This is a genomic window from Fictibacillus sp. WQ 8-8, from assembly GCF_024494405.1.
Lineage (GTDB): Bacteria > Bacillota > Bacilli > Bacillales > Fictibacillaceae > Fictibacillus_C > Fictibacillus_C marinisediminis.
Window position 1 is genome coordinate 405,365 of sequence record NZ_JAMXKG010000003.1, and the last position, 24,247, is coordinate 429,611.

28 protein-coding genes are annotated in these 24,247 nt (G+C 42.5%); 16 read left to right on the forward strand and 12 right to left on the reverse strand.

From position 1 onward, the window contains the following. The first annotated feature begins 113 nt into the window (after positions 1 to 113). From M1K46_RS07415 to M1K46_RS07440, 6 genes are all read left to right on the forward strand, one after another. Positions 114 to 1,379 carry an extracellular solute-binding protein gene (locus M1K46_RS07415; RefSeq protein WP_256225549.1) on the forward strand — a complete coding sequence of 422 codons (1,266 nt, stop codon included), beginning with the start codon at positions 114 to 116 and terminating at the stop codon, positions 1,377 to 1,379. Between the two features lie 131 nt (positions 1,380 to 1,510). Continuing rightward, positions 1,511 to 2,794 carry a sugar ABC transporter permease gene (locus tag M1K46_RS07420; protein WP_256225551.1) on the forward strand — a complete coding sequence of 428 codons (1,284 nt, stop codon included), beginning with the start codon at positions 1,511 to 1,513 and terminating at the stop codon, positions 2,792 to 2,794. A gap of 1 nt (position 2,795) precedes the next feature. Next, positions 2,796 to 3,632: a sugar ABC transporter permease gene (locus M1K46_RS07425; protein ID WP_256225552.1), complete on the forward strand. Its 837-nt coding sequence runs from the start codon at positions 2,796 to 2,798 to the stop codon at positions 3,630 to 3,632. 90 nt (positions 3,633 to 3,722) lie between these two features. Next, a complete protein-coding gene (locus M1K46_RS07430) occupies positions 3,723 to 5,642 on the forward strand; it encodes a TIM-barrel domain-containing protein (RefSeq protein ID WP_256225558.1) in 1,920 nt (639 codons plus the stop codon). Between the two features lie 25 nt (positions 5,643 to 5,667). Beyond that, positions 5,668 to 6,711 carry a LacI family DNA-binding transcriptional regulator gene (locus M1K46_RS07435; RefSeq protein ID WP_053354799.1) on the forward strand — a complete coding sequence of 348 codons (1,044 nt, stop codon included), beginning with the start codon at positions 5,668 to 5,670 and terminating at the stop codon, positions 6,709 to 6,711. A gap of 201 nt (positions 6,712 to 6,912) precedes the next feature. Further along, complete coding sequence (locus M1K46_RS07440; protein ID WP_256225560.1) at positions 6,913 to 8,589, forward strand: glycoside hydrolase family 13 protein; 1,677 nt, start codon at positions 6,913 to 6,915, stop codon at positions 8,587 to 8,589. 40 nt (positions 8,590 to 8,629) lie between these two features. Here the strand turns inward: M1K46_RS07440 and ligD (M1K46_RS07445) are convergent, their stop codons facing one another. The 4 genes from ligD (M1K46_RS07445) to M1K46_RS07460 all read right to left on the reverse strand — a co-directional run bounded on the left by ligD (M1K46_RS07445) (position 8,630) and on the right by M1K46_RS07460 (position 12,403). Then, a complete protein-coding gene (ligD, locus tag M1K46_RS07445; protein ID WP_256225561.1) occupies positions 8,630 to 9,547 on the reverse strand; it encodes a non-homologous end-joining DNA ligase in 918 nt (305 codons plus the stop codon). After that, complete coding sequence (ligD, locus tag M1K46_RS07450; protein WP_256225562.1) at positions 9,517 to 10,464, reverse strand: non-homologous end-joining DNA ligase; 948 nt, start codon at positions 10,462 to 10,464, stop codon at positions 9,517 to 9,519. Before ligD (M1K46_RS07450) ends, ligD (M1K46_RS07445) begins: the two co-directional genes overlap by 31 nt. A 6-nt stretch (positions 10,465 to 10,470) precedes the next feature. Continuing rightward, positions 10,471 to 11,298, reverse strand: a complete 828-nt coding sequence (locus M1K46_RS07455; RefSeq protein WP_256225564.1) for a Ku protein — start codon at positions 11,296 to 11,298, stop codon at positions 10,471 to 10,473. Positions 11,299 to 11,533: 235 nt separating this feature from the next. Then, a complete protein-coding gene (locus M1K46_RS07460) occupies positions 11,534 to 12,403 on the reverse strand; it encodes an SDR family oxidoreductase (RefSeq protein ID WP_062231331.1) in 870 nt (289 codons plus the stop codon). 160 nt (positions 12,404 to 12,563) lie between these two features. On the opposite strand from M1K46_RS07460, the gene M1K46_RS07465 reads away from it, so the two are divergent. Together M1K46_RS07465 and hmpA are read left to right on the forward strand one after the other, a co-directional pair. Further along, a complete protein-coding gene (locus M1K46_RS07465) occupies positions 12,564 to 13,718 on the forward strand; it encodes a histidine kinase N-terminal domain-containing protein (protein WP_256225565.1) in 1,155 nt (384 codons plus the stop codon). Between the two features lie 187 nt (positions 13,719 to 13,905). Then, positions 13,906 to 15,138: an NO-inducible flavohemoprotein gene (gene hmpA / locus M1K46_RS07470; protein WP_256225566.1), complete on the forward strand. Its 1,233-nt coding sequence runs from the start codon at positions 13,906 to 13,908 to the stop codon at positions 15,136 to 15,138. A gap of 33 nt (positions 15,139 to 15,171) precedes the next feature. Here the strand turns inward: hmpA and M1K46_RS07475 are convergent, their stop codons facing one another. Next, on the reverse strand, positions 15,172 to 15,309 hold the full coding sequence (locus M1K46_RS07475; RefSeq protein ID WP_175501864.1) for a hypothetical protein: 138 nt from the start codon (positions 15,307 to 15,309) through the stop codon (positions 15,172 to 15,174). A gap of 45 nt (positions 15,310 to 15,354) precedes the next feature. Further along, a complete protein-coding gene (locus M1K46_RS07480; RefSeq protein ID WP_256225567.1) occupies positions 15,355 to 16,221 on the reverse strand; it encodes a DegV family protein in 867 nt (288 codons plus the stop codon). Positions 16,222 to 16,383: 162 nt separating this feature from the next. Between M1K46_RS07480 and M1K46_RS07485 the strand changes: the two genes are divergently transcribed. Continuing rightward, on the forward strand, positions 16,384 to 17,235 hold the full coding sequence (locus M1K46_RS07485; protein WP_082315953.1) for a YitT family protein: 852 nt from the start codon (positions 16,384 to 16,386) through the stop codon (positions 17,233 to 17,235). Between the two features lie 53 nt (positions 17,236 to 17,288). Here the strand turns inward: M1K46_RS07485 and M1K46_RS07490 are convergent, their stop codons facing one another. Beyond that, on the reverse strand, positions 17,289 to 17,546 hold the full coding sequence (locus tag M1K46_RS07490; RefSeq protein ID WP_256225570.1) for a NifU N-terminal domain-containing protein: 258 nt from the start codon (positions 17,544 to 17,546) through the stop codon (positions 17,289 to 17,291). An 18-nt stretch (positions 17,547 to 17,564) separates the two neighbouring features. Next, the gene (locus tag M1K46_RS07495; protein WP_053354792.1) at positions 17,565 to 18,017 is read right to left on the reverse strand and encodes a GNAT family N-acetyltransferase; all 453 of its coding nucleotides are present in this window, start codon (positions 18,015 to 18,017) and stop codon (positions 17,565 to 17,567) included. Positions 18,018 to 18,144: 127 nt separating this feature from the next. Between M1K46_RS07495 and M1K46_RS07500 the strand changes: the two genes are divergently transcribed. Next, positions 18,145 to 18,732, forward strand: a complete 588-nt coding sequence (locus tag M1K46_RS07500; protein ID WP_062231340.1) for an SGNH/GDSL hydrolase family protein — start codon at positions 18,145 to 18,147, stop codon at positions 18,730 to 18,732. 43 nt (positions 18,733 to 18,775) lie between these two features. Here the strand turns inward: M1K46_RS07500 and M1K46_RS07505 are convergent, their stop codons facing one another. From M1K46_RS07505 to M1K46_RS07515, 3 genes are all read right to left on the reverse strand, one after another. Further along, positions 18,776 to 19,027: a DUF3813 domain-containing protein gene (locus tag M1K46_RS07505; protein WP_256225571.1), complete on the reverse strand. Its 252-nt coding sequence runs from the start codon at positions 19,025 to 19,027 to the stop codon at positions 18,776 to 18,778. 3 nt (positions 19,028 to 19,030) lie between these two features. Beyond that, positions 19,031 to 19,174, reverse strand: coding sequence for a hypothetical protein (locus M1K46_RS07510; RefSeq protein ID WP_156316220.1), 144 nt, complete (start codon positions 19,172 to 19,174; stop codon positions 19,031 to 19,033). Positions 19,175 to 19,301: 127 nt separating this feature from the next. Continuing rightward, positions 19,302 to 20,114 (reverse strand): Cof-type HAD-IIB family hydrolase, encoded by an 813-nt coding sequence (locus tag M1K46_RS07515; RefSeq protein ID WP_053354789.1) that lies wholly within the window; start codon positions 20,112 to 20,114, stop codon positions 19,302 to 19,304. A 136-nt stretch (positions 20,115 to 20,250) separates the two neighbouring features. Here M1K46_RS07515 and M1K46_RS07520 point away from each other — a divergent pair, with 136 nt between their 5' ends. The 6 genes from M1K46_RS07520 (at position 20,251) to M1K46_RS07545 (ending at position 24,085) form a co-directional block, all read left to right on the forward strand. Then, positions 20,251 to 20,526, forward strand: a complete 276-nt coding sequence (locus tag M1K46_RS07520; protein WP_256225572.1) for a hypothetical protein — start codon at positions 20,251 to 20,253, stop codon at positions 20,524 to 20,526. Between the two features lie 292 nt (positions 20,527 to 20,818). Next, positions 20,819 to 21,583 carry an esterase gene (yjfP, locus tag M1K46_RS07525; RefSeq protein WP_256225573.1) on the forward strand — a complete coding sequence of 255 codons (765 nt, stop codon included), beginning with the start codon at positions 20,819 to 20,821 and terminating at the stop codon, positions 21,581 to 21,583. A 31-nt stretch (positions 21,584 to 21,614) separates the two neighbouring features. Then, on the forward strand, positions 21,615 to 22,898 hold the full coding sequence (locus M1K46_RS07530) for a molybdopterin molybdotransferase MoeA (protein WP_305584447.1): 1,284 nt from the start codon (positions 21,615 to 21,617) through the stop codon (positions 22,896 to 22,898). Continuing rightward, on the forward strand, positions 22,862 to 23,389 hold the full coding sequence (gene mobB, locus M1K46_RS07535; RefSeq protein WP_062231353.1) for a molybdopterin-guanine dinucleotide biosynthesis protein B: 528 nt from the start codon (positions 22,862 to 22,864) through the stop codon (positions 23,387 to 23,389). Before M1K46_RS07530 ends, mobB begins: the two co-directional genes overlap by 37 nt. Beyond that, positions 23,386 to 23,856, forward strand: coding sequence for a molybdenum cofactor biosynthesis protein MoaE (locus tag M1K46_RS07540; RefSeq protein WP_053354784.1), 471 nt, complete (start codon positions 23,386 to 23,388; stop codon positions 23,854 to 23,856). Before mobB ends, M1K46_RS07540 begins: the two co-directional genes overlap by 4 nt. Continuing rightward, positions 23,849 to 24,085 (forward strand): MoaD/ThiS family protein, encoded by a 237-nt coding sequence (locus M1K46_RS07545; protein ID WP_053354783.1) that lies wholly within the window; start codon positions 23,849 to 23,851, stop codon positions 24,083 to 24,085. Before M1K46_RS07540 ends, M1K46_RS07545 begins: the two co-directional genes overlap by 8 nt. Here the strand turns inward: M1K46_RS07545 and M1K46_RS07550 are convergent. Continuing rightward, the gene (locus M1K46_RS07550; RefSeq protein WP_255357532.1) at positions 24,082 to 24,210 is read right to left on the reverse strand and encodes a hypothetical protein; all 129 of its coding nucleotides are present in this window, start codon (positions 24,208 to 24,210) and stop codon (positions 24,082 to 24,084) included. The two genes, M1K46_RS07545 and M1K46_RS07550, sit on opposite strands and share 4 nt — an antisense overlap. Positions 24,211 to 24,247 lie beyond the last annotated feature (37 nt).

Consider the following 24,247-nt stretch of genomic DNA (forward strand, 5'->3'; position numbering starts at 1 on the left):
TTAGGAATTGATGCAATCGTTTTCACAACACGTTAGGCGAAGGCCTAATCCTTTTTTTGATTTGGTTGTGCAAACGGTTGTTCAAGATCTTAAACAAAATAGGGGGAACAAGAATGAAAAAGATAATGGCCTATATGTTAACGCCAGTGCTTGCTTTTGGTGTTCTTTCTGCCTGCGGTCCACAAGACAGCAGCGGAAGCAGCAGCAATACAGGAAAAGCAGAGAAAAAACCGGATAAATTAGTAGTCTGGGAAGATACAGATAAAGGTGTAGGCCTTGAACCAGCTGCGAAAAGCTTTGAAAAGAAATACGGAATTAAAATTCAATTTAAAGAAATGCCAATGCTTGATCAACAAGATAAGCTTCGTCTTGATGGACCGACTCACAAAGGTGCGGACGTTATCACAACACCACATGACCGTATTGGGCCATTGGCTACTGAAGGTTTGATCGAGCCTCTAAATATTTCAAGTGATATTACAAGCCAATATACTGACTCATCAATCTCGGCTTTAACGTTTAAAGGAAAACTTTATGGTCTTCCAAAATCTACTGAAACACCTGTTTTCATCTACAACAAAAAGTATATGAAAGAAGCGCCTGCAACACTTGACGATCTTTACAAGTTCTCTAAAGGCGACAAAGGCGGCGCGCAATACGGGTTCTTGGCGAACTGGACAGATTTCTACTTCGCACATGGCATCTTAAGCGGTTACGGTGGTTATGTATTTAAGGATAATAATGGAACACTTGATACGAAAGATCTTGGTTTAACAAACAAAGGCTCTCTTGAAGGTGCTGATTACATTTCCAAATGGTACAAAGAAGGATTATTCCCTAAAGGTATCATCGGGAAAAAAGCAGGACAAACCATTGACGGTCTATTCAATGAAAAGAAAGTTGCTTCTGTAATGAACGGACCTTGGTCATTCCAAGGCTATAAAGATGCAGGAATCGATATCGGTGTTGCACCAATGCCGAAGCTTCCTAACGGCGAGTATGTAAAAACATTCATCGGTGTTAAAGGCTGGAACGTAAGTGCATACTCTGAGCACAAAAAATGGGCTCAAAAATTTGTAGAGTGGATAACGAACGAAGAGAACGCGAAAATCCGCTACGAAAAAACTCAGGAGATCCCTCCGATCAAAGCTCTTATGAAAGATCCAATCATTGCTGATAACGAAGCAGCAAAAGCAGTTGCTGTCCAATCAGAACGCGGTATTCCAATGCCAAACGTACCAGAAATGGCTGAAGTTTGGGTACCAGTAGGAAACGCGCTGCAGCTTACTGCAACAGGTAAACAAGATTCCAAGAGAGCATTGGAAGACGCATCAAAAACAATCGAGCAAAACATTAAAGCAAAACACACCGGTAAATAATATAGAGGGAGGCGGTACCCAGTATAATCTGGGTACTGCTTTCACTATAGGTGCATCTTCTAATACCTGAAGGTTCAGACATTGAAAGATGCATCTATATCAAGTGATTCAGAAAGGGGACAGCCTACATCATGGAGGCGTTAGCAAATCAATCCAACCATCGTAAAACTGCGGCTTTGCTCTCTATCATTCCTGGGATCGGCCAGATATATAATAAACAAAGAATAAAAGGGGCTTTATTCCTTATTCTGGCATCTTCCTATTTCGTTGTTTTCGGGAACCTGTTGAACATGGGGCTCTGGGGATTCTTTACCCTCGGAACAGAGCTTCCGCGTGACCATTCCATCATCCTTCTCGTCCAAGGGGTCATCGCATTTATCGTGATTGGTTTCGGCATCGCTTTTTATGTGTTTAACATTTACGATGCGTTTCAAAATGGCAAGAAGAGAGATCAGGGTTTTGCAGTCACAACTATTAAAGAGCAATATCAAAATGTGATTGATAAAGGATTCCCTTATCTTTTAGTAGGGCCGGGCTTTTTTATCCTGATCTTTGTTGTTGTATTTCCGATTCTGTTCATGGTTTTCCTTGCGTTTACCAACTATGACTTGTACCATTCGCCGCCTGCCAAACTGGTAGATTGGGTAGGATTTCAGAACTTCAGTGACATGTTTACGATGGATATCTGGAGAAATACATTTGTATCTGTATTTGCCTGGACAATTATCTGGACATTTACAGCAACTACTCTGCAGGTTGCCGTTGGGATTTTTCTTGCGGTTGTTATTAATCAAAAGGATCTTAAATTTAAAGGAATCATCCGTACGTTATTAATTCTTCCATGGGCAGTTCCTGCTTTCGTTTCTATCCTAGTGTTCAGTGGAATGTTCAACGACTCTTTTGGAGCCATTAATAACGATATTCTGGCAGCTTTTGGAATCGATCCCATACCGTGGCTGACCGATCCGCAATGGACGAAAGTCGCGATCATCTTTATCCAGACATGGCTGGGATTCCCTTTCATCATGGCAATGACAACCGGGGTACTCCAATCCATCCCTGAAGAATTGTATGAGGCAGCAACCGTTGATGGAGCGACAGTTTGGGTTAAATTCAGATCCATTACGCTTCCGATGATTCTGGCTGCTACTGCACCGATCATCATCACACAGTACACGTTCAACTTTAACAACTTTAACGTCATTTATCTCTTTAACGAGGGCGGTCCAGCCGTTGCTGGACAAAGTGCGGGCGGAACAGACATTTTAATTTCATGGATATATAATTTGACCATGACTTCTGCACAGTACAGCAAAGCTGCAGCTGTTACAGTTCTGCTGTCTGTCGTTATCGTTACGGTTGCGCTTATTAACTTTAAGCGAACGAAAGCATTTAAAGATGAAGGAATGATGTAAGATGAGCATTAAACGAGGAAAAATTATACGTCTCACTCTGTCCTATCTGGTCGTTCTTGCTGCGATTACAATAGTGATCTATCCGATCCTCTGGGTTATCGGATCATCACTAAATCCCGGAGACAGTTTAACGAGTTCAACGATTATACCGGAGCATGCAACACTGCAGCATTACAAAGAACTGTTCACGAAAACTCAATATTTAACTTGGTATTGGAATACATTGAAAATTTGTATCAGCACTATGGTTCTTGCTGTAATCTTTATCGGTCTGACAGCCTATGCATTTTCTCGCTACCGTTTCTTCGGGCGAAAAAATGGTCTGCTTCTATTCCTTGTATTGCAAATGATTCCTCAGTTTGTGGCAATTCTTGCAATCTATATCCTTGCAAACCTTGTTGGACTTCTTGACACGCATTTCGGACTTGTTCTTGTGTACGTTGGGGGATTGATTCCTATGAACACCTGGCTGGCAAAAGGTTACTTTGATACGATCCCAAGAGAACTGGATGAATCAGCACGCATTGATGGAGCAGGACACTTCCGCATTTTCTGGCAGATCATTCTTCCGCTTGCCAAGCCAATTCTGGCTGTGGTTGCTTTGTTCAGTTTCATCTCGCCATTTGCGGACTTCATTCTTGCGTCCATCTTGCTCCAGTCAGATGAGAAAAAGACTTTGGCTGTAGGTCTTTTCAATATGGTATCCGATGAGTTTGGAAATTCCTTTACACTGTTTGCAGCTGGATCTGTATTAATTGCAGTTCCGATCGGACTCTTGTTCCTTTCATTGCAGCGTTTCTTCGTTTCTGGGCTGACGGCTGGAGGAACAAAAGGCTAAAAGCGCCTCAATATATGAACGGGAAAAAGCTGCATACGCTTTTCCCGTTTTTTAATGAATGGAATTCTATTATTTTTGGAGGAAATGAGAATGCTAGATACAAGCTTTGCCATACATCCAGGGAAAAAGGCCAAATTATTGAACAGTTCCTATACCGACATAGGAAAGCTCTTGAAGGCGGAAAAGGAAGAGACGGTTTTTTTGTTTCAGTGCGAATTCGGCTTTGTAAGAGTTTCGTTTTATACAGAAGGTACGGTCAGAGTGACGATGAATCCTGCGGGATATCCTTCATTCGATTCAAGCTTTGCTCTTATAAAAGAACCTGAAAACATAAACGTTAAGATGACAGAGGAAGAAGACAAAATGATTTTAGCTGCTTCCCGAATCAGTGTTGCCATCCAGAAGAAACCCTTTCGCATCTCAGTATATCGGGGGGATGGCACACTTCTCGTATCCGAAGGGGCAAGAGGAATGGGTTTTAATGAGAAAAAAGAAGTTATCTGTTATAAAGAGATGGATCATGAAGACCATTTTTACGGTTTCGGTGAAAAATCCGGCTTTTTAAATAAGCGGGGGGAAAAGATGACCATGTGGAACACGGATGTCTATGCCCCTCACAATCCTGAAACAGATTCACTCTATCAATCGATTCCTTTTTTTACGACACTGCGAAATGGAAGGGCGCATGGAATATTCTTTGATAATACGTTTAAATCTACTTTTGACTTGAAAACAGATGAGGATTCATACTCATTTGGTGCAGAAGGCGGTCAGCTTGATTATTATGTAATGGCAGGCCCAACGCCAAAAGAGGTCTTACAGCAATACACAGAGCTGACAGGGCGGATGAACATGCCGCCAAAATGGGCGATCGGGTATCATCAGTCCCGTTACAGCTATGAGACCGAAGCTGAAGTCAGAGCTCTTGTGCAATCCTTTCAGGAAAAAGGAATTCCCGTCGACGCGATTTATCTCGACATCCACTATATGGACGGGTACCGAGTTTTTACGTTTGATCATGAGAGGTTTCCTAATCCGAAGAAGCTGGTTCAGGATTTGCTTGAAATGGGTATTCGTGTGGTTCCGATTGTCGATCCGGGTGTCAAAGAGGATCCGGAGTATAAAACTTATCAAGAGGGAACGTATGAAGATCATTTCTGTAAATACATCGAAGGACACCATTATTTTGGTGACGTTTGGCCTGGAAAGTCAGCATTTCCTGATTTCACGAACACGAAAACAAGGGAATGGTGGGGTCAGAACCACAAATTCTACAGTGATATGGGAATCCACGGCATCTGGAATGATATGAATGAACCGGCTGTCTTCAATGAGACGAAGACGATGGATGTTAAAGTGTTGCATGGGAATAACGGTCATCCGAAAACGCACAGAGAGCTTCACAATGTGTATGGTTTATTAATGGGTGAATCCACCTATAATGGTATGAAGAAGCTGATCGGCGGAGACAGGCCATTTCTATTGACCAGAGCCGGTTATGCTTCGGGAACCACCCATCGAGCGGTATATCTCCCACATGGCACATGGCATGATTATTGGACAGACACCGTATATGAAGGCGGTCAGCATGTCCTTATAAAGGCGGAACTGGATGTATTGCCGATCTTTGTGAAAGCCGGCTCTATCCTGCCGCATGGTACGGTAAAACCAAACTCTGCCGTAAAAGAAACGAAGATGACGTTCCATGTGTATGCAGAGCTTGATGGAAGTACGGAGTATAGCTTGTATGAAGATGACGCCAAGACTTTTGCTTATGAAGATGATCACTTTGCAGAAATAAATATCAACTGTTCATTTTCCAAAAATTTGATTAAAATAGAACTTAACCAAGAAAGCAGCGGCTATACTCCTGATTGGACAGAATACGAGGTTGTTATCCACCATCCTGCGCCAGATACAGAAATTAAGTTAAATGGACAAACGGTGAAAGGCAACAGGTTAAATGTCAATGATACAGTAATCTTTAAAGGAACGTTGCAGCATGATTGAGAGTAAACACGGAAGGAGGATGATGATGACCGTTACGATTAAAGATGTAGCTAAACTCGCAAATGTAGCCCCATCCACCGTTTCGCGTGTCATTGCCAACAACCCAAGGATATCTGAAAAAACAAAGCTCAGAGTAAGGGAAGCGATGGAGCATTTAGGGTATCATCCAAACTTTAATGCAAGAAGTCTCGCTAACCGTTCAACCCAGGCGATCGGTCTTGTTATGCCCGGTTCCGCAGACAAAGCGTTTCAAAATCCATTTTTCCCGGAAGTTATCCGCGGCATCAGCACCATTGTGCATGAAAAAGAATATGCACTGTATATGTCCACAGGCCAGACAGAAGATGAAATTCATGATGGGGTCGTTCGAATGGTCCAGGGCGGCAGAGTGGACGGTATTATCCTCTTGTATTCAAGCGTAGATGATAAAGTAATGAACTATCTGATCGAGAAGAAGTTTCCTTTTACACTGATCGGCAAGCCGTTTAAGAATGAAGATGCGATTACCCACATTGATAATGATAATTTTAAAGCGGCAAGAGAGATGGCAGACTATTTGATCTCGCTCGGCCATGATAAGATCGGATTCGTTGGTGGAAGTTCTCATTTGGTTGTAACCATCGACCGGCTTCTCGGCTATGAAAAATCGTTGAGAATCCACCAGATTCCATACCGTGATGAATACATTATTCATGAAGAATTTTTAAAAGAAGGCGGCCAGGAAGCGATCAGAAAGTTGATGGCACTAGAGGAACCCCCGACTGCTCTTCTCGTCATGGATGATCTGATGGCGTTTGGTGTACTGAGTACACTCAGCGAGATGAACATCTCTGTACCTGATGACATTTCCGTACTTAGCTTTAATAACGTGATGCTGGCAGACTTTTCAACACCAGCGTTAACCTCTGTTGACATCAATATTTTTCAACTGGGATATGAAGCAGCAGAGTGTCTGATGGATCTTATCGCAAAACCAGACCTCAAACCAAGAAGGGTGGCAGTTCCGTACCGGCTTGTCGAACGGCAGTCTTGTATGGCAATATCTGCCCCAAAAGAGAAAACCATATAAAAAAGAAGGCAGCCTGTTTATGGTTCAAATAAACAGGCTTTTTTCTTTGGGAATGAATAGATCGATGATATTCCAGCGCTCGTCGGGCCTTAACGGGTACTAATTAAATAAACCTGTTGCTTAATGTTTATGTAATCGTATACAATAAGGATGGGACTTAGGACAAACGTTTGCACAAAACAAAAACAGGGAGTTATTCAAATGAAAAAGAAATGGTGGAAAGAAAGCGTCGTCTATCAAATATACCCTCGAAGCTTCATGGACAGTAATGGGGACGGAATTGGGGATCTACAAGGAATTATTTCAAAAATGGACTACTTAAAGGACCTTGGAATCGATGTCATATGGCTTTCGCCAGTATATAAATCTCCGAACGATGATAACGGCTATGATATTAGCGACTATCAGGAGATCATGGATGATTTTGGTACGATGGAAGATTGGGAAGAGATGCTGGCAGCATGCCATGAACGGGGAATCAAGCTTATCATGGATCTTGTCATCAACCATACATCTGATGAACATCCTTGGTTTATTGAATCACGTTCATCTAAAGACAATCCTTACAGAGACTTTTATATTTGGAGGGAGGGGAAAGGCGGCAGAGAGCCGAACAACTGGGAGAGTATCTTCAGCGGCTCAGCATGGCAGTACGATGAACAGACCGATGAATACTACCTGCACCTGTTCTCAACAAAACAGCCAGATCTTAACTGGGAAAACGAAAAGGTCCGTCAAAAGCTTTATGAACTGGTTCAGTGGTGGGTCGATAAAGGAATCGATGGATTCCGTGTGGATGCGATCACGCACATTAAGAAAGCTCAAGGGCTCGAAGATCTTCCGAATCCGGGCAATAAACGCTACGTTCCTTCCTGGGACGGCCACCTCAATCAGCCTGGAATCCAGGATTTCCTGAAAGAGCTGAAAGAGAATGTCTTCATGAATGATAAAATCATGACGGTGGGAGAAACGCCAGGCGTTAGTCCTGAAGGTGCAAGAGAGTACGTGGATGAAGAAATCGGTAAATTTAATATGGTCTTTCAATTTGAACACATGGGTCTTGATCAAACGGAAGAAAGTAAGTGGGATCTTGCTCCTTGGAAGCTCTCTGATTTGAAAGACGTACTTACCAAATGGCAAAAAGGCCTTGAGGGAAGCGGATGGAACAGCCTATATCTTGAAAATCATGATCAGCCGCGGTCAGTTTCGAGGTTTGGCAATGATAAAGAATACCACAATAAATCAGCCAAGATGCTGGCCGCTTTTTATCAGTTCATGCAGGGAACACCTTATATTTATCAGGGACAGGAGATTGGGATGACCAACGTACAGTTTGAGTCGATAGAAGACTACCGTGATGTGGAAATCCTGAACCTGTACAGGGAAGCTCAGCTTGACGGAAAGAGTGTTCCTGAAATCATGAAGTCCATTTATGTGAAAGGCCGTGATAACGCCAGAACTCCAATGCAATGGAAAGACGCTAAAAACGGTGGCTTTTCTGAAGGGACACCATGGATTTCTGTGAACCCGAACTATCCTGAGATTAATGTGGTACAGCAGTTGGCTGACGAGAATTCAATCTTAAACTTTTATAAAAAGCTGATCCAGCTTAGAAAAGAACACAGCATCATTGTCTATGGAACGTACGACCTGGTTCTTGATGGCCATCCTGACGTATACGCCTACACTCGTACACTAGATAATGAAAAGCTTACGGTGCTTTGCAACTTCAGCAGCCAATGCACACAAGTTGAGCTGCCAGAAAGCTTAAAAGATGACAAAGCTGTGTTGCTGATCTCGAATTATGAGTACAGTGGCAGTGGTTTGAAGAACTGTGAACTGCAGCCGTTTGAAGTTCGGGTGTTTTACAGCAAATGATGAATAAAAAAAGAACCTGCCCATGCCAGGATCTTTTTTGTTATATACCTTGTTCCTTCAGCCAGTCCAGTACTGGCCCGAAGTGCTGGTTGGATTTTGCATCTTCAAATTCAGCAAACGGATCGCCATTTTCCAATATTCTCTGGTGGATCGAGTCCAGCGGAAAGGTTTCTGGGCGAAGATCTCTATTTAGTTCTTCCCAGCGAAGAGGTGTAGCGACGAGTGCTTCCTCGTTGCCCCTCACAGAATAAGGGGCGATGATGGTTTTTCCTTCCGCATGCTGAATGTAATCAATATAGCATTTGTTGCCTCTGTTTTTCTTAAGCCGTTCAACAGTAAACCAGCCCGGTTCTTTCGTAATAAGATATTGAGCCAGAAAATGGGTGAACCTTCTTGTTTCATCAAAGGTAAACTGGTTTTCAGGCAAAGGGATATATACTTGCAGCCCTTTGTTTCCGCTTGTTTTGACAAACGCTTCTAACTTCAGCTTTTGACAAACCTCATGGATAAGCAAGGCAGCTTCGACTGAGAGCACGAACTCATCCCTTGATGGCGGGTCTAGATCCATGACAATCTCAGAGGGTGCTTCAGTACCGATTTTACGAAAGGGGATATGGAGCTCGAATGCCAGCTGATTTCCTAGCCAAAGCAGTGCAGGCAGGGTGTTGCAAACAATATAATGAATCTCGTCTTCAACAACGGTCTCGATAAAGTCAGGAGCATAATCAGGACAATTCTTCTGATAAAAACGTTCATCATTGACCCCATGCGGATAGCGGATGACCGTCAGTGCCCGGTTCTTTAAAAAGGGAAGAAGGTAAGGCGCTATCCTGGCCAAATACTCAAGATAGTGAAGCTTCTGAAGTCCTTTTTTCGGCCACAAAGGCTTATCTGGAGAGGTGACGGCTACTTTAAAGCCGTTGATGTTCAGCTCCTGCTGCTGATTGCTTTTTCCCATGTACAATCCTCCCAGCTGACATCGAGTCTAAAAGCAACAAATCTTGGATGTCTCAGCTGATCTTTATAGATCTCCAAATATTGAAGTTCAACACATATTGATGGTAAAACCTTGATAAAATTGCTGTCTTCCCCAGACTTGTTGCTTTTTATGACTTCGATCAGAACTCTGCGTTCTTCTGAAGATAAGCCATGAGAGAACAAGCCGACAGAAACCGTTTCACCATCTTTACGTGCAGCAACATGAAAGTAGCCGTTCTTCTTTTCATAGGCTGTGATAAAAAAGATGCCGGTTTGTGGATTTTTTATTTTTATCCATTGTTCTGACCGTGCTCCTGGAACGTAATTGCTTTTGCACCGTTTCGCTATAATCCCTTCACTCTTTTCTTTTTTGTTGAGAGACCAGAGCTCATCCCCATTACTGAAAAATTCGATGGGTTTTGTTTTCATTTCTTCGCGTGCAGACATTTTTTTGAAAATCTCTTGGAGCTTTTCTTTTCGCTGAAGCAAAGGGGTTTCGGTTACTCGCTCTCCCCGTACACTCAGCACATCAAAGACAAGGTAGGTGGCAGTATGATCTGCAGCGGCCCGTTTGATTTTGTTCAGATCCTTTAACCTTCCCCTTTTTTGCAAAGCTTCAAATGATGCCTTATAGGGGGTTTCCAAGATGCATAATTCTCCATCGAATATGAGTGGGAGGAGGGATTTGATCTCCTCAGTCATTAGGATTAAATCATTCACGACTTCTGGAAACGAAAGGTTTAATGAATGGCCGTTTCTGCTGTAAAGATCGACTCCTGATTCGGTCCAATGGGCAATGCAGCGGTAGCCGTCATATTTTATCTCATAAATCCATTCGGATCCCGTTGGCAGATCACTCCCTAAGGAAGCAAGCATTGGTCTGATCGGTATAGGCATTTTATTTTAAGCTTTCTTCTTCTTTGGTTTAGCCTTTTTTGTTTGAGTTTCCGGTTTCTTTTCTGTTGTCTTGGACTGGTCGATACTCGCCTGCAGTGCTTCCATCAAGTCAACCACATTGGTTCGCGGCCGTTCTTCAGATACTTTGATTTCTTCACCGGAAATCTTGCTTTCTATGATGTTTAGAAGCGCTTCACGATACTCGTCTTTATATTTCCCAGGCTCGAAAGGCGTAGACAGCTGTTCGATTAACTGCTTTGCCATTTCTAGTTCTTTGTCATTCACCTGTATGTCCTCATCCAGTCCTGGAACATGCTCGACATTACGAACTTCATCGGGGTAATATATCGTTTCCATGACAAGCCCTTTATCATAAACCCTTACGGCAGCCAAACTCTCTTTTGAACGAATCGTAATCTTTGCGAGTCCGATCCTTCCGCTTTCTTTCATTGCTTCTTTTAACAAAGTGAAAGGTTTTGCGCCATTCTCTCCGGGGCCGATGAAATAGGAACGATTAAAGTAAATCGGGTCGATCTCTTCCAATGAGACAAAATCAATGATTTCGATCGCTTTATTCTTAATCCCGGCGATTTTGTCGAGATCTTCTTTTTCTACAAGCACAAATTTTCCCGGCTCATATTCATAGCCTTTGACGATGTCTTCTTGCTCGACAGGCTGTTCACAAACCGGACAAGTTTTTTCATACTTGATCGGATTATGGCATTTTTTATGAAGATACCTCATCTTAATGTCTTTGTCCTCAGTCGCTGCAAACAGCTTTATTGGAATATTAACCAGCCCGAAACTGATGCTTCCCTTCCACATGGTATGCATTGTCTACACCCTTTCCTAGTGTTCTTGTTCTAGTGTGTGACAATTGCCTGCCATTTTATCCAAATAAAAAAAGCCGATCTTTATCGGCTTTTCAGAATGTGAGAAACAGCTTGCATTGAGGCTATGTCTAGCTCCAGCGCAAATTTTGAAAACGAGTTTCATGTTTTCAGCTAAGGTCCTCGTAAGACGAAATATAAACACCATTTCGTCCCAGGTTGCTTGAGCTTTTCTTAATCTATCCGTTAACAACCGTTCCTCCGTTGATGTGGATAGTCTGACCTGAAACATAGGATGAATCGTCACTTGCCAGGTAGACATAGGCTGGTGCCAGTTCTTCAGGCTGGCCCGGACGCTTCATAGGGGAGTTTTTTCCAAATACATCCACTTCTTCTGCAGTAAAAGTAGAAGGGATCAGTGGTGTCCAAATCGGTCCTGGGGCAATTGCATTTACTCTAATGCCTTTTTCGACGATTGAATTGGAAAGGGCGCGAGTAAACGACACGATTGCTCCTTTGGTCGATGAGTAGTCGATCAGTTTAGGGTGGCCCTTATAAGCAGTTATGGAAGCGGTATTGATGATGGAACTTCCAGCCTTAAAATGCTTTAAAGCGGCTTTCGTCAGATGGAACATGGAGAAGATATTTGTTCTAAAGGTTTTCTCCAGCTGCTCTGCTGAAATATCCTCAATGCTGTTCTGTGGATGCTGTTCACCAGCATTATTAACAAGAATGTCTAGCTGTCCAAATTCTCCTACCGTTTTTTCAACGGCTTCCTTGCAGAAGTTTTCGTCTCCAATGTCACCGGAAAATAAAAGGCAGCGAACGCCTTCCTGTTCGATCAGCGATTTTGTTTCTTCAGCGTCATTCTGTTCATCAAGATAGATGATGGACAACTGAGCGCCCTCTTTTGCAAAGGCAATCGCGGCTGCCTTACCGATCCCGCTGTCGCCTCCTGTGACTAGGGCGACTTTTCCTTTGAGCTTGCCACTGCCTTGATATGTTTTAGCTTGAGATTGCGGTTTTGGATTCATTTCCGATTCTGTTCCCGGCTGATGATTCTGGTGCTGTGCCGGAGGATCAATTTTTCTTCCTTGCTGGTCGCTCATTTTCTCATCCTTCCTTTGTCCATGGTTTGAATACGACATTATTCTTCCACATCTCTTATGCAATCAAACCTTTTTAAAAAAAAGGTAGACAAATATTGTTCATCTTTTCAAAGTGTTGCATAATGAAATAAAAGATGACAAAGAGAGAGGCAGTGGTTTCATGGTTGGTGTTGAAGCGTTGTCCAGCGAACAACTGTATCGAGCAATAAATCACTTTCGAACGCTTCATGAAAAGATTGTTTGGGAATGGCTGGACCATGCCTTAATAAAAAAAGAAGACCCTTTTTATGAAGAGGTCGTTAAGAACGGCAACCGCACCCTTGATTTGCTTTATCAGTATATAGAAAAACCGGATATTGCCCTGATTATGGACCTTACAAAAAAAATTGCCCCTGAGCGGATTGAAGCCAAAACAGACATTAGTGAATTTGTTTATAACATTAACATAGGCAGGCAAATCGTAAACGATAAGGCACTGAACTCCATTTTTCTTCCTGAAGAAAAGAAGTGGATCATCATGACCATCAACCATTTTTTTGACCAGCTTCTTTACTATGCCATAAAAGAGTTTTCGTCATTGAATGATGTTATCATCGAGAATAAAAACCAGTTTATTCAGGAAATGCACAGTGACAGGCTTACGATATTAGGGCAGATTGCGGCAAGCTTTGCACATGAGTTTAGGAATCCGTTAACTTCTATTAAAGGATTCATTTATCTTTTGGAATCAGAGCTTGTACCGAATGAAAAAACCGACCATTATATTTCTATCATCAATGATGAGATGGAAAATCTGCAGGACAAGATCAGCCAGTTCCTATTGCTTTCCAAGATGAAAGGACTGGACGACCTTATCGCTATCTTTGATCTATCTATCTGTTTGCATGAAATGATCGACTTTATGTACCCTCGTTTTCTAGAAGTGAAAATTAATCTAATGGTAGAAATCTCTCCGGATCTAAAGGTTGAAGGGGACAAGAACCAATTGAAACAAGTCATCTTGAATATACTGAACAACGCCGTAGAGGAGCTTTGTGATCTTCCGGAAGAACGAATTATTAAAGTAAAAGCCTATCGATCATCAGAAAAAATCAGGCTTGAAATATCAAACAATGGTTCACAGATTCCAGCCCACCTGCTCGAGAACATTTTTGAACCTTTCATTACAACCAAGGAGCTGGGGACCGGACTTGGATTATCGGTCTGCAAGCAAATTGTTGAAAAGCATAATGGCCAAATCCTTGTTGACTCCAATGCTTCATATACAACCTTTTCCATCAGTATTCCAGAAGCAATCGAAAGAACATCTTTTTAAGGTGTTTTTTTTTGCAATGAAGTAATATCTAGATTCGATGCTTGACGAACGGACTTTAGCAGAGGCTTGCACCTTTCTTATGATTCACAAATCTGACATAAGAAAAGTGATTGTAATCACTATGAGGATATTTTCGTTTTCTTATAATGAACATGTAATCAATATTGAAACCAAAGGGGACTTTGTCATGCTGGATCAAAAGACAATTGAAGTGATTAAATCAACCGTACCTGTGCTTAAAACTCACGGAAAGGAGATCACTACCCGTTTTTATAAAAATTTGTTCACTAAACATCCGGAACTATTAAATATTTTTAATCATGCCAATCAAAAACAGGGCCGCCAGCAGACGGCTTTAGCGAACGCCGTTTATGCGGCTGCTGCCAATATTGATCAGCTGGAATCGATTATTCCAGCAGTGAAGCAAATTGCCCAGAAGCATCGAAGCTTAGGGATTCTGCCTGAACATTATCCGATCGTCGGCGAAAACCTTCTTATAGCGATCAAGGAAGTGCTTGGCGACGCTGCAACTTCTGAAATTATAGAGGCATGGGGAAAAGCATACGGTGTAATTGCAGACGCGTTCATCGGAGTGGAAAGCCAAATGTATCAGGAAGCAGAACATCAGCCAGGAGGCTGGGAAGGATTCCGGAATTTTATCGTGGATCGGGTCGAAGAAGAGAGTTCAGTTATTACCTCTTACTATTTAGTGCCGGAAGATCAAAAAGCCATCGCTGCGTTTAAACCTGGACATTACATCAGTATCAAGTTTGTGATCGATGGCGAAGAATACAATCATATTCGCCAGTACAGCTTATCAGATGCTCCGGGAACCGGCTATTATCGGATCAGTGTCAAGAAAGAAGCGGGCGGCTCCCATCCAGGCAAGGTTTCTGTTTATCTTCATGACCATATTAAACAAGGGGATATTCTGCAGGTAAGTGCTCCTGCCGGAGAGTTTTATCTTGATACAAAAAAAGAAACTCCTGTTGTGCTTCTAAGCGGAGGAGTGGGTTTAACCCCGATGGTCAGCATGCTGAACACATTGGCTCAAGAACAAACAGAGAGAAACATTACTTTCATTCATGCTGCCATCGACAGTACATTTCATGCATTCAGGGACCATGTCAAGAATTTGGCTGCAGAGCTTGATCATATTAAAAGTTATGTCGTCTATGAGAATCCAACTCTTGAAGACGAAGAAAAAGATTTGTACCACAAAAAGGGCTACATCGATCTCAACTGGCTGAAAGGACTGAATCTCGATCCTAATGCGGATTATTATTTCTGTGGACCACTTCCATTCATGAAGGCTGTGTATCACTGCCTAAGGGATCTTGGAATCCACGAACAGCAGATTCATTTTGAATTTTTCGGGCCAGCAGCAGAACTTACAGAAACCGAAAGAGTAAAAGCATAAAAAAAGCATCCGCAAAGGATGCTTTTTTTAAATTTACAAATGATCGTTTTCTTTAGAAAACGAATGTTTACCAGCTGCTTTGTTTTTTTGTTCAGCTTCATTTTTTAACTGCTGATCCGCTTGACGATCGTTTTTTTTCTTATGATTGTCTTTCGTGTATTTATGTGTCAAAAGTCTCGCCTCCTCATGAATTAACATGAGCGGGCAGGAGTAACTTTATGCATCGGAATAGGGCTTTGTAAGAAAGAACATGGCAATGGTGCCTGGACCCGCATGAGAGCCGATGGCACAGCCGATCATGGATATCATAATCTGTTCACAGCCGGTTTCTGCTTTAATCATTTCTTTTAAGGCATTTGCTGCTTCTTGATCATCGGCATGGCTGATCCCGATAATTTGATCTTCAAATGAAGTTCCCCGTTCTTTCATCAATTCGATCATCCGGCCAAACACTTTCTTTTTGCCACGTATTTTTTCGATCGGATAGAGTTTTCCTTCCTTCATATGAAGAACCGGCTTTATTTTCAGCAGGCTTCCCATTACTGCTGCTGTCCGGCTAACACGTCCGCCTCTTAATAAATATTCCAAGTCATCTACGGTAAAAATATGCTCAGTATGGCTGAGGTAATAATTCGCTGTGTTTATTACTTCTTCTAGATTTTTTCCTTCCCTTGCAGCCTTTGCCGCCTGATAAACAACAAGGCCAAAACCAAGAGAAGCACATTGGCTGTCGATAACACTGATATTTGCATGAGGATATTCCTCAAGCACCTCCTGGCGCATGAGTTCAGCGGTCTGGAAAGTTCCGCTTAAACCTGAAGAAAGCGTGATATAAACACAAGGCGTTTCAGTTTCTGCGCATTTTTGGAAGGCTTCCTTAACAAGCAAAGGAGGAACCTGGGACGTTTTAGGTGCCGCACCTTCACGCATCTGATTATACAGCTGAAGCGGCTGTATGGTTTTACGGTCATATTCTTCATGGCTATGAATGGTTACGACTAAAGGAAGCATATTAATTTCAAGTTCGTCTATTATGTGCTGCGGCAGATCACAGCCGCTGTCTGTAATGATCTGGACTCCCATATCAATCACCTTCAATTATGTATGATATCTTCAGTGTATACTTCACTATTGGTAATGGCAATAGAATGTTTCAAGCTAAAACCTTTGTGCCTATTGACTCCAGAAGTTAATTCTGATAAAAAAGTATAGTTGGGAAGCAATGAATCGAAAGGAAATTTAATAATGAATTACACACCCATGCAAGAAATCAAGAAAATTATCGTCATTATTTTAGGTGCTGCGTTGAATGCAGCCGCCCTTAATTTATTTTTAATACCCGCCAAAGTGTATGCGAGCGGATTTACCGGTGTGGCACAGCTCGTTTCTAGCTTGCTTATCCATTCACCAGTTCCTATCTCAACTGGGATGCTTTTGTTTGCTCTAAACATTCCGGTAGCTATTCTAGGATGGATGAAGGTTGGTAAATCGTTCACCATCTACAGCTTTTTTTGTGTTTTTATGATGTCTTTTTTTCTTGAAATCATTCCTGTTGTTGAAATCTCAAAGGATATTTTGCTCAACGCAGTATTTGGAGGAGTGATTGCAGCTGTTGGTGTTGGCTTTACGCTAAAATATGGTGCTTCAACAGGCGGCCTTGATATCGTTGCCATGATTTTGTCACGTAAACACAACCGCCCGATCGGAACATATTTTCTTATTTTAAACGGCTGCATCATCCTTGCGGCCGGGCTGCTTTTCGGGTGGGAGAAAGCCCTTTATACACTCGTTACTTTATATGTTAGTACACGTGTCATCGATGCAATCCATACCCGCCATGAGAAACTGACGGCTATGATCGTGACAAGAAAGGGAAGCGAATTAAAAGAAGCCATCCACTCAAGGCTGGTTAGGGGAATTACGATTGTCCCTGCAAAAGGAGCATTCTCAAACGAAAACAAGGAGATGCTAGTTATTGTCGTAACCCGTTATGAGCTATATGATTTAGAAAACATCATTAAAGAAGTCGATCCAAGTGCATTCACCAATATTGTGAACACGACTGGAGTTTTCGGGTTATTTCGAAGAGATGATTAATAGAAAAAAGAGTACCTTCAGGAAATTTTACCTGCCAGGTACTCTTTTTTTCATTATAACGTCTCCAGAACTTTTTGAATTTGGGGCACCAGTTCGTCCCAATCACTTTCAGGAAATTTGTTTACGGTAATAAAGTCTTGAAAACCGAAGATGGATTCCACACCATCAATGCCAATAAGGGATTGTGCCAATTCTGAATCAGGTGTGTCTCCTGCTCTGGCTGATAATCTGCCTTCTAAAAAGGGCTGGCTTGTTGAAAATTTAAGAGCATTTGGGTTTGGGGTTGGTTGTATTCCAAATTCTACTGCCATTCTTCTCATCTCCTGTTATTAAAAATTAAAACGATACCTCTGTGATACAATATCATGAAAATCAAGGGAGTTATACAGGTGTTTCGTGACTGAATTGTTGATTCCTGTTTCCAGCTCTATGGACTTAATCCCTTCACGTTCTGCCCAATGGATCAGATGCAGCAAAATTTTGCGGGCAATCCCTTTGTTTCGCGCATTTTCCCGGACGAAAAGTTCGTTTAACCAAAGATAGGGGCCGCCGAGAGGCAAACTGATTCCGATGTTGTAGAATGCAACTCCGAGAATTTCTCCTGCTTCCTCGGCGATGATGACGCCTGAGTTGGAATCCTTCTGGATGGCAAGAGAAATGCCGTTTAATACTTTTTGATAACTGCCATCATCCTCTGAACGCGTCCGCTGCTGAGAGATCAAATCCGCGATTTTCTTGGTTAAATCCTCAGTGGCGTCAGCCGGAACTTCATAGACAAACATTAAAATCCTCCATGCAAATAGGTTTTGTAGCTACATTATAACAAAATAATCACTTTGCGACTGTGAGCAAATGAATTTTACAGGCGAATATTTATAATGAAACTAAAAAATGGCAAGGGGGGAGTTCATGAAAACATTGGTGTGCTTCGGTGACAGCATCACTTCTGAGGAAAAAAGCGATGATGGTACACTTAGGCTGACTTCAAGGGTGCGTTTGTCCCTGCAGAAATGGAATGTTATTAATGCAGGTGTACCCGCTGAAACCACACGATTGGCGTTAACCCGTTTTCAGGAAGACGTTTTACGGCATGACCCTGATCTGGTGACCATTCTTTTTGGTGCAAATGACGCGAGCAGCCATCGTTTAATCGAAGTGGAAGAATATAAAAAAAACCTGGAATACATGATTGAAAAGCTTGGTCCATCAAAGGTCATCCTTGTTTCTCCGTCACCGGTTGACGAACGTTTTCAACATGCGAGATCAAATGAGGAGTTGAAGAATTACGCGTTAGCGGTAAGGAAACTGGCAAAAAAGTACAATACCCATTTCGTGGATTTATGGACAGAGATGATCAACAAAGATTATTGCAAGATGCTTAACAATGATGGCCTGCATTTTAATAAAAAGGGCTATAAACTCCTTGCAGATCTCGTCATCCGAAAAATGGAAAAGCTGACAAGTTCCCAAGCTTCGAAACGAATGTTACTGCTATAATGGGTAACCCATAAAAAAAGGCTGAGAGAAAACTCTCGGCCTTTTACTGCTGGTCTTGTGTGCTGCTTTTTGTCTGGTCAAGCTCTTCCTGCAGTTCAGCAAGCTGCTGGCGTTCTGCATCAGAAGAGTCAGCCATGGCGGAAGAGATAATATTTTGTGCTACTGAAACGTCTTCGTTGCTGAAGTCATTGTTTTGCTGGCTGATTTGCTCATTCTGTTCGTGTTGCCCCTCTTCATTTTTCCCAACCAGATTGGAAACTGCTTCTCTTGCTCTCTGAAAAATATTATTACCCATCGGTTAATTTCCTCCTAATGTAATATTTTTTTGAACTTCTTGCTTCGTTTCTTTAATGTCTTCATTTAGCTGCTGCTGAACGTCATTATGCTTTACTTCATCAGCGCCTTGCTGTATAGCACGTTTTGATTTGCTGTGCTTGCTCATTCATCTTGGCCTCCTAACGGTTTATATTAGTTTTTACACAAGCACGAGTTTTATGTAGAAAGCTCACCCTTCCAAAATTTATAAAAACCCGGCAAAGATTAGTCTTTGCCGGGTTTAATGGATTACATTATTTTAATGACAATACATCTTCTAAGTAAAGGGCGATTCCATCTTCTTCGTTTGTTGCCGTTACAAAGTTTGCGATATTTTTCAATTCGGAAATGGCATTGCCCATTGCGATTCCGTGTCCTGCATATTCAATCATTTCCAAGTCATTGTCTTCGTCGCCAAATGCAATGACCCTTTCTGTTGGTATGTTGTAATATTCGGCGATCTTCTTTAATCCTACAGCTTTGTTTAAACCGGCACGTATGATTTCTATGATGTTCCAAGGAGCAGCCCATACACGCTGGTCGATTACTTCAGCATGTTCCTGTTTCAGCTGGTCCCGTAATTCAGCAACGTGATGATCCTGAGGATGAATCAAAATGGAGGTAGGGTCATCAGTGAGCATGTTTTGAAGGTCCCCCGTCTGTGCCGGGTTCTCTCCCATGATAAACGTATTGACAATGACCTCGTCTTCTTTGTGCAAATACACATCATCCAATACTTCAGCCATAATATTTTTCACAAGAAAGTCTTCAGCAGTTTGAATGACTCTTTTCGCATGTGAAAGTTCCAATGGGGAATGGTACACACCAAACTTCTTATCGTGGGGGTGATGGACAAATGCGCCGTTAAAGTTTACAATTGGTGTGTTTAAGCCAAGTTCATCATAATACATGGTGCTTGCACGATAAGGGCGGCCGGTTGAAATGCAGATGATATGGCCCTCTTTTTTAGCCTGAAGAACGGCGTTTTTTGTTCGATCCGAAATCGTTTTTTTATCATTCAGTAAGGTGCCGTCTAGATCTAACGCGATTAAATACGGTTTCTTCATTCAGATTCCTGCCTTTTCTTCGGTTCTCAAGTTTAGTGTAATGCTTTCCTTAATCACTGTCCAATATAAGGAAGTTTTACAGTATCGGCTCAAGGGTAATGCTACATACATATAGGTTCAAGAAGGAGGAGTTTCCATGAAGAAGAAATATTTGCTACTATCTGGTTTTGCATTGTCCGCTGCCGGAGTAACATCCTACCTCTTGCGTAAGGGTTCCAACAGGGCTATGGCTAAAATGATGGTCAATGACATGAAAGATAAAATCCTTCCTTTTATGAAAAAAGAGGAAAAAGATCAGAAACTGCCTGTGAATAAAGCGGGCCATCCCGATCCATATGATATCGATGATAATGAAATGGTGTCGGAAGGAAGCATGTATCCCGTGAATTATTACAATAAAAAGAAACAGTAAGGCAATGACCAAGGTAAGAAAGTATAAAGCAACTTAGCATGCATAGATGTAATGTCTAGCTCAATCACCCAGTGCTGAAAACGAACTTCAGTTTTCAGCATAAGTTCTCGAGAGACGAAAAATATTTACCCTTTCGTCTTAGTCGCTTCACTCTTACCCAACAACACAAAAAGCGTGTTGTTGGGTAAGAGTTCCAGCGCTGTCGGACTTTAACGGGCGATTGAGCTTTTCTAATACGCAAATTTCGATTAACTTGTTATGATAGAGAAAACAATAAGCAAAGGAGGAGTATATGGTAACCATAGAAACACGAACAATTGATAACATTCCGGTGCTGCATGCTTTTGAAACGGGCAAAGAGAATGAAAAGCTTCCTTTAATGTTGTTTATCCATGGATTCACGAGCGCAAAGGAGCATAACCTGCACTTTGCCTATGCCCTTGCCCAAAAAGGATACCGTGTCGTTCTGCCGGATATGCTTCATCATGGTGAACGAATGTCTGACGTTTCAGGAGATAAAAGGATGTATTCCTTCTGGGATATCGTCGTTCAAGGTATCCAGGACATACATACACTTGTTCAATCTCTTGATCGGGAAGGCATAATTGACCCAAAGAGGGTAGGGGTTTCAGGTACTTCCATGGGAGGGATCATTACATTTGGAGCTCTATCGCAGTATCCTTATATAAAAGCCGCTGTAACACTCATGGGAACACCGTACTATGAAGATTTTGCTTATTGGCAGATTGAAAAGATGAAACAGCAGGAAGTTTCCTTTCCTTTTTCAGAAGAGGCACTCGCGAAGGTCATCTCCATCATTAAGCCCTTTGATTTAACATCGTGCATGGAAAAGCTTGATAATCGGCCTCTGTTATTATGGCACAGCAAGATCGATGAAGTGGTACCTTTCAGCCAAAGCTGCGATTTCTATAGAAAAGCAAAGGCTGTTTATAAAAATCCTGAGAAAATCCAATACATCGCGGATGAAACCTCAGGGCATAAAGTATCTAGGACGGCGTATCTCGAAACGGTAAAATGGTTTGCCAAATATTTATAGATCTGAAATAACCAAAGAGAGAGAGGTGAGCATGATGCCGATTGAAAAACGGGAAATCATACCCGTCTGGGAAGCAGTACGGAGTGTACTGGATCAAACATTTGAATTGCCGACCGAAAAGATTCCTCTTGAAGTAAGTGATAACCGTTATTTAGCGGAAGACATTAAAGCTACCCATGATGTGCCTCCTTTTGATCGTTCTCCTTATGATGGATTTGCAATTAGAGCTGAAGATACAAATGGTGCATCAAAACAAGCTCCTGTAATCTTAAACGTGATCGATTCAATCGGAGCAGGCCATGTTTCTGAAAAAACAGTTCAAGAGGGAGAGGCCGTACGCCTAATGACAGGGGCTGAGATCCCAAAAGGTGCAAATGCCGTCATCATGCTGGAGCTCGTGAGCGAGAGGGACAGCAGGCATATTGAGATAAGACGAACTGTCCACCCAGGTGATAATATTTCTGAACAGGGTGAAGACACAAAACAGGGAACTCCGATCTTAAAAAAAGGCTCAAAAATTCATCCGGGTGTTGTGGCTCTTCTGGCTACCTTCGGTTATGAAAGAGTGAAGGTTATGAAGAAGCCGGTGGTGGGGATATTAGCAACTGGTACAGAGCTGCTGGATGTTGGGGAGGAGCTCGTTCCCGGAAAGATTCGAAACAGCAATGCCTACATGATTGCCTCACAGATCAAAAAAATAGGCGGTGAACCTCACATACTCGGCAAACTACCGGATGATTTCGAGCAAACGTATACGGGTATTGTCGGCGCTTTAGAACGATGTGATGTGTTAATCACGACAGGCGGCGTTTCAGTGGGAGATTTTGATTATTTGCCGGCAATCTATAAGAAGATGGGGGCAAAGCTGCTTTTTAATAAAATCGCGATGAGGCCGGGGAGCGTTACTTCAGCATCGGTTTACAAGGGGAAACTTTTATTTGGCCTCTCCGGCAACCCGTCAGCATGCTTTGTGGGCTGTGAGTTGTTCGTGCGTCCTTATCTTTTGAATGCCTTGAATGCCGAAAAGGTTCATCTTGGCGTTTTAAAAACAGAGTTACAGGAGGATTTCCTTAAACCGAATCCATTTACACGTTTTGTGCGAAGCAGAGTGGAATGGAGGGGCTCTGCACCATCTTCTGTTCCAGTAGGCTTGGATAAATCGGGTTCCGTTTCCTCCCTCGCAGACGCCAATGCGCTAATCGTTCTGCCTGGGGGAACGAGGGGGTGGGAAAAAGGATCGGAAGTGACCACGCTCTTATTAGACGGGGAAGGCAGTGTATGGCCATGGGATCTGGCAGTAAAGTCCAAGTCGTAGGATATAAGAACAGCGGAAAAACAACTTTGATTACAAACCTATTAGAGGCTGCGGCCAAGGCTGGAATCATGACCGGAACGCTTAAGCATCATGGACATGGCGGCCGGGTTGAATTTCGAGACGATGAAACGGATACCGCAGCACACCGCAGAGCGGGGGCAGTTGTTTCAGGGGTTGAAGGCGGGAATGCTTTTCAGCTTTGTCTTAATATGCAAGCAAGCTTATGCAAGCTGCTGGAACTCTATGAACCGCTGGGACTTGATTTGCTGCTGCTAGAGGGATTCAAGGAACATCAACTGCCCCGCATCGTCCTGCTAAAGGAGAATGCAGATCTAAAACTTCTTGAAGACAGTGTGAAAATTCTTGCGGTGATTGCATGGCCGCCTGTTTCCAGGCAGCTGATATCAGCAGATCTTCCATTTTTCAGGATTGGCGAAAAGGAACAATATATAGATTTTCTTCTGGATTTGTTTAAGGGGTTGAATACATGAAACGATTTGAAATTGTCACTGGACCAATTTTGGTACAGGACATTATAGACAAAGTGATCAGGGCGGAAGCCGGTGCAGTAAATACGTTTATAGGAACTGTCAGAGAGTTGACGAAGGGTAAAAGAACGGTCTATTTAAAGTATGAAGCATATATTCCGATGGCAGAAAAACAGCTTGCGAAGATAGGCGATGAGATTAGTGCCCGCTGGCCGGGATCAAGAACGGCCATTTCCCACCGAATCGGCAGCCTGGATATTTCTGATATTGCTGTTGTTATCGCGGTTTCTACACCTCACCGGGCAGAAGCCTTTGATGCATGCCGCTACGCGATCGAGCGCATCAAAGAAATTGTCCCCATCTGGAAAAAAGAACATTGGGATAACGGAGAGATGTGGGTGGGAGATCAGCTTGAAACAGAGGCCTATTCAAAAGGCCATCCTGAAAGCGAGGAAGATAAAAATGATTAGAGTGTTGTTGTTTGCCGGCATGCAGGAACGCGCAGGCACGGCTGAGCTTCAGTTGGATGAAGAACGGCTCCGTATTTCTGATATTAAATCCGCATTAGAAAAAAAGTATGATTTTCCAAAAATGTTTATAGGCTGTCTATCGGCGGTCAATGAAGAATTTGCCGATGATGATACAGAAGTGTCCACAGGGGATACTGTCGCCTTTATTCCTCCGGTAAGCGGAGGTTAATTTTCGCGTTCTGCACACGAAAAACATAATAATGTCGTTTGGTCCACATGAATGCCATTTAAAAAGCCCTCTAAACAATAGATGGGCTTTTTGCATTGGCTGCATTCTCCCACGTATTCCTTCATTCTCCCACCTCCTTTTCCTTATCTTAAACGCAACGAT

Bases quoted from the DNA above. Each gene is read 5' to 3' on its own strand.
- M1K46_RS07415 (WP_256225549.1), top strand. From the start codon at position 114: ATGAAAAAGATAATGGCCTATATGTTAACGCCAGTGCTTGCTTTTGGT.
- M1K46_RS07420 (WP_256225551.1), top strand. From the start codon at position 1,511: ATGGAGGCGTTAGCAAATCAATCCAACCATCGTAAAACTGCGGCTTTG.
- M1K46_RS07425 (WP_256225552.1), top strand. From the start codon at position 2,796: ATGAGCATTAAACGAGGAAAAATTATACGTCTCACTCTGTCCTATCTG.
- M1K46_RS07430 (WP_256225558.1), top strand. From the start codon at position 3,723: ATGCTAGATACAAGCTTTGCCATACATCCAGGGAAAAAGGCCAAATTA.
- M1K46_RS07435 (WP_053354799.1), top strand. From the start codon at position 5,668: ATGACCGTTACGATTAAAGATGTAGCTAAACTCGCAAATGTAGCCCCA.
- M1K46_RS07440 (WP_256225560.1), top strand. From the start codon at position 6,913: ATGAAAAAGAAATGGTGGAAAGAAAGCGTCGTCTATCAAATATACCCT.
- ligD (WP_256225561.1), bottom strand. From the start codon at position 9,547: ATGGGAAAAAGCAATCAGCAGCAGGAGCTGAACATCAACGGCTTTAAA.
- ligD (WP_256225562.1), bottom strand. From the start codon at position 10,464: ATGCCTATACCGATCAGACCAATGCTTGCTTCCTTAGGGAGTGATCTG.
- M1K46_RS07455 (WP_256225564.1), bottom strand. From the start codon at position 11,298: ATGCATACCATGTGGAAGGGAAGCATCAGTTTCGGGCTGGTTAATATT.
- M1K46_RS07460 (WP_062231331.1), bottom strand. From the start codon at position 12,403: ATGAGCGACCAGCAAGGAAGAAAAATTGATCCTCCGGCACAGCACCAG.
- M1K46_RS07465 (WP_256225565.1), top strand. From the start codon at position 12,564: ATGGTTGGTGTTGAAGCGTTGTCCAGCGAACAACTGTATCGAGCAATA.
- hmpA (WP_256225566.1), top strand. From the start codon at position 13,906: ATGCTGGATCAAAAGACAATTGAAGTGATTAAATCAACCGTACCTGTG.
- M1K46_RS07480 (WP_256225567.1), bottom strand. From the start codon at position 16,221: ATGGGAGTCCAGATCATTACAGACAGCGGCTGTGATCTGCCGCAGCAC.
- M1K46_RS07485 (WP_082315953.1), top strand. From the start codon at position 16,384: ATGAATTACACACCCATGCAAGAAATCAAGAAAATTATCGTCATTATT.
- M1K46_RS07490 (WP_256225570.1), bottom strand. From the start codon at position 17,546: ATGGCAGTAGAATTTGGAATACAACCAACCCCAAACCCAAATGCTCTT.
- M1K46_RS07495 (WP_053354792.1), bottom strand. From the start codon at position 18,017: ATGTTTGTCTATGAAGTTCCGGCTGACGCCACTGAGGATTTAACCAAG.
- M1K46_RS07500 (WP_062231340.1), top strand. From the start codon at position 18,145: ATGAAAACATTGGTGTGCTTCGGTGACAGCATCACTTCTGAGGAAAAA.
- M1K46_RS07505 (WP_256225571.1), bottom strand. From the start codon at position 19,027: ATGGGTAATAATATTTTTCAGAGAGCAAGAGAAGCAGTTTCCAATCTG.
- M1K46_RS07510 (WP_156316220.1), bottom strand. From the start codon at position 19,174: ATGAGCAAGCACAGCAAATCAAAACGTGCTATACAGCAAGGCGCTGAT.
- M1K46_RS07515 (WP_053354789.1), bottom strand. From the start codon at position 20,114: ATGAAGAAACCGTATTTAATCGCGTTAGATCTAGACGGCACCTTACTG.
- M1K46_RS07520 (WP_256225572.1), top strand. From the start codon at position 20,251: ATGAAGAAGAAATATTTGCTACTATCTGGTTTTGCATTGTCCGCTGCC.
- yjfP (WP_256225573.1), top strand. From the start codon at position 20,819: ATGGTAACCATAGAAACACGAACAATTGATAACATTCCGGTGCTGCAT.
- M1K46_RS07530 (WP_305584447.1), top strand. From the start codon at position 21,615: ATGATGCCGATTGAAAAACGGGAAATCATACCCGTCTGGGAAGCAGTA.
- mobB (WP_062231353.1), top strand. From the start codon at position 22,862: ATGGCCATGGGATCTGGCAGTAAAGTCCAAGTCGTAGGATATAAGAAC.
- M1K46_RS07540 (WP_053354784.1), top strand. From the start codon at position 23,386: ATGAAACGATTTGAAATTGTCACTGGACCAATTTTGGTACAGGACATT.
- M1K46_RS07545 (WP_053354783.1), top strand. From the start codon at position 23,849: ATGATTAGAGTGTTGTTGTTTGCCGGCATGCAGGAACGCGCAGGCACG.
- M1K46_RS07550 (WP_255357532.1), bottom strand. From the start codon at position 24,210: ATGAAGGAATACGTGGGAGAATGCAGCCAATGCAAAAAGCCCATCTAT.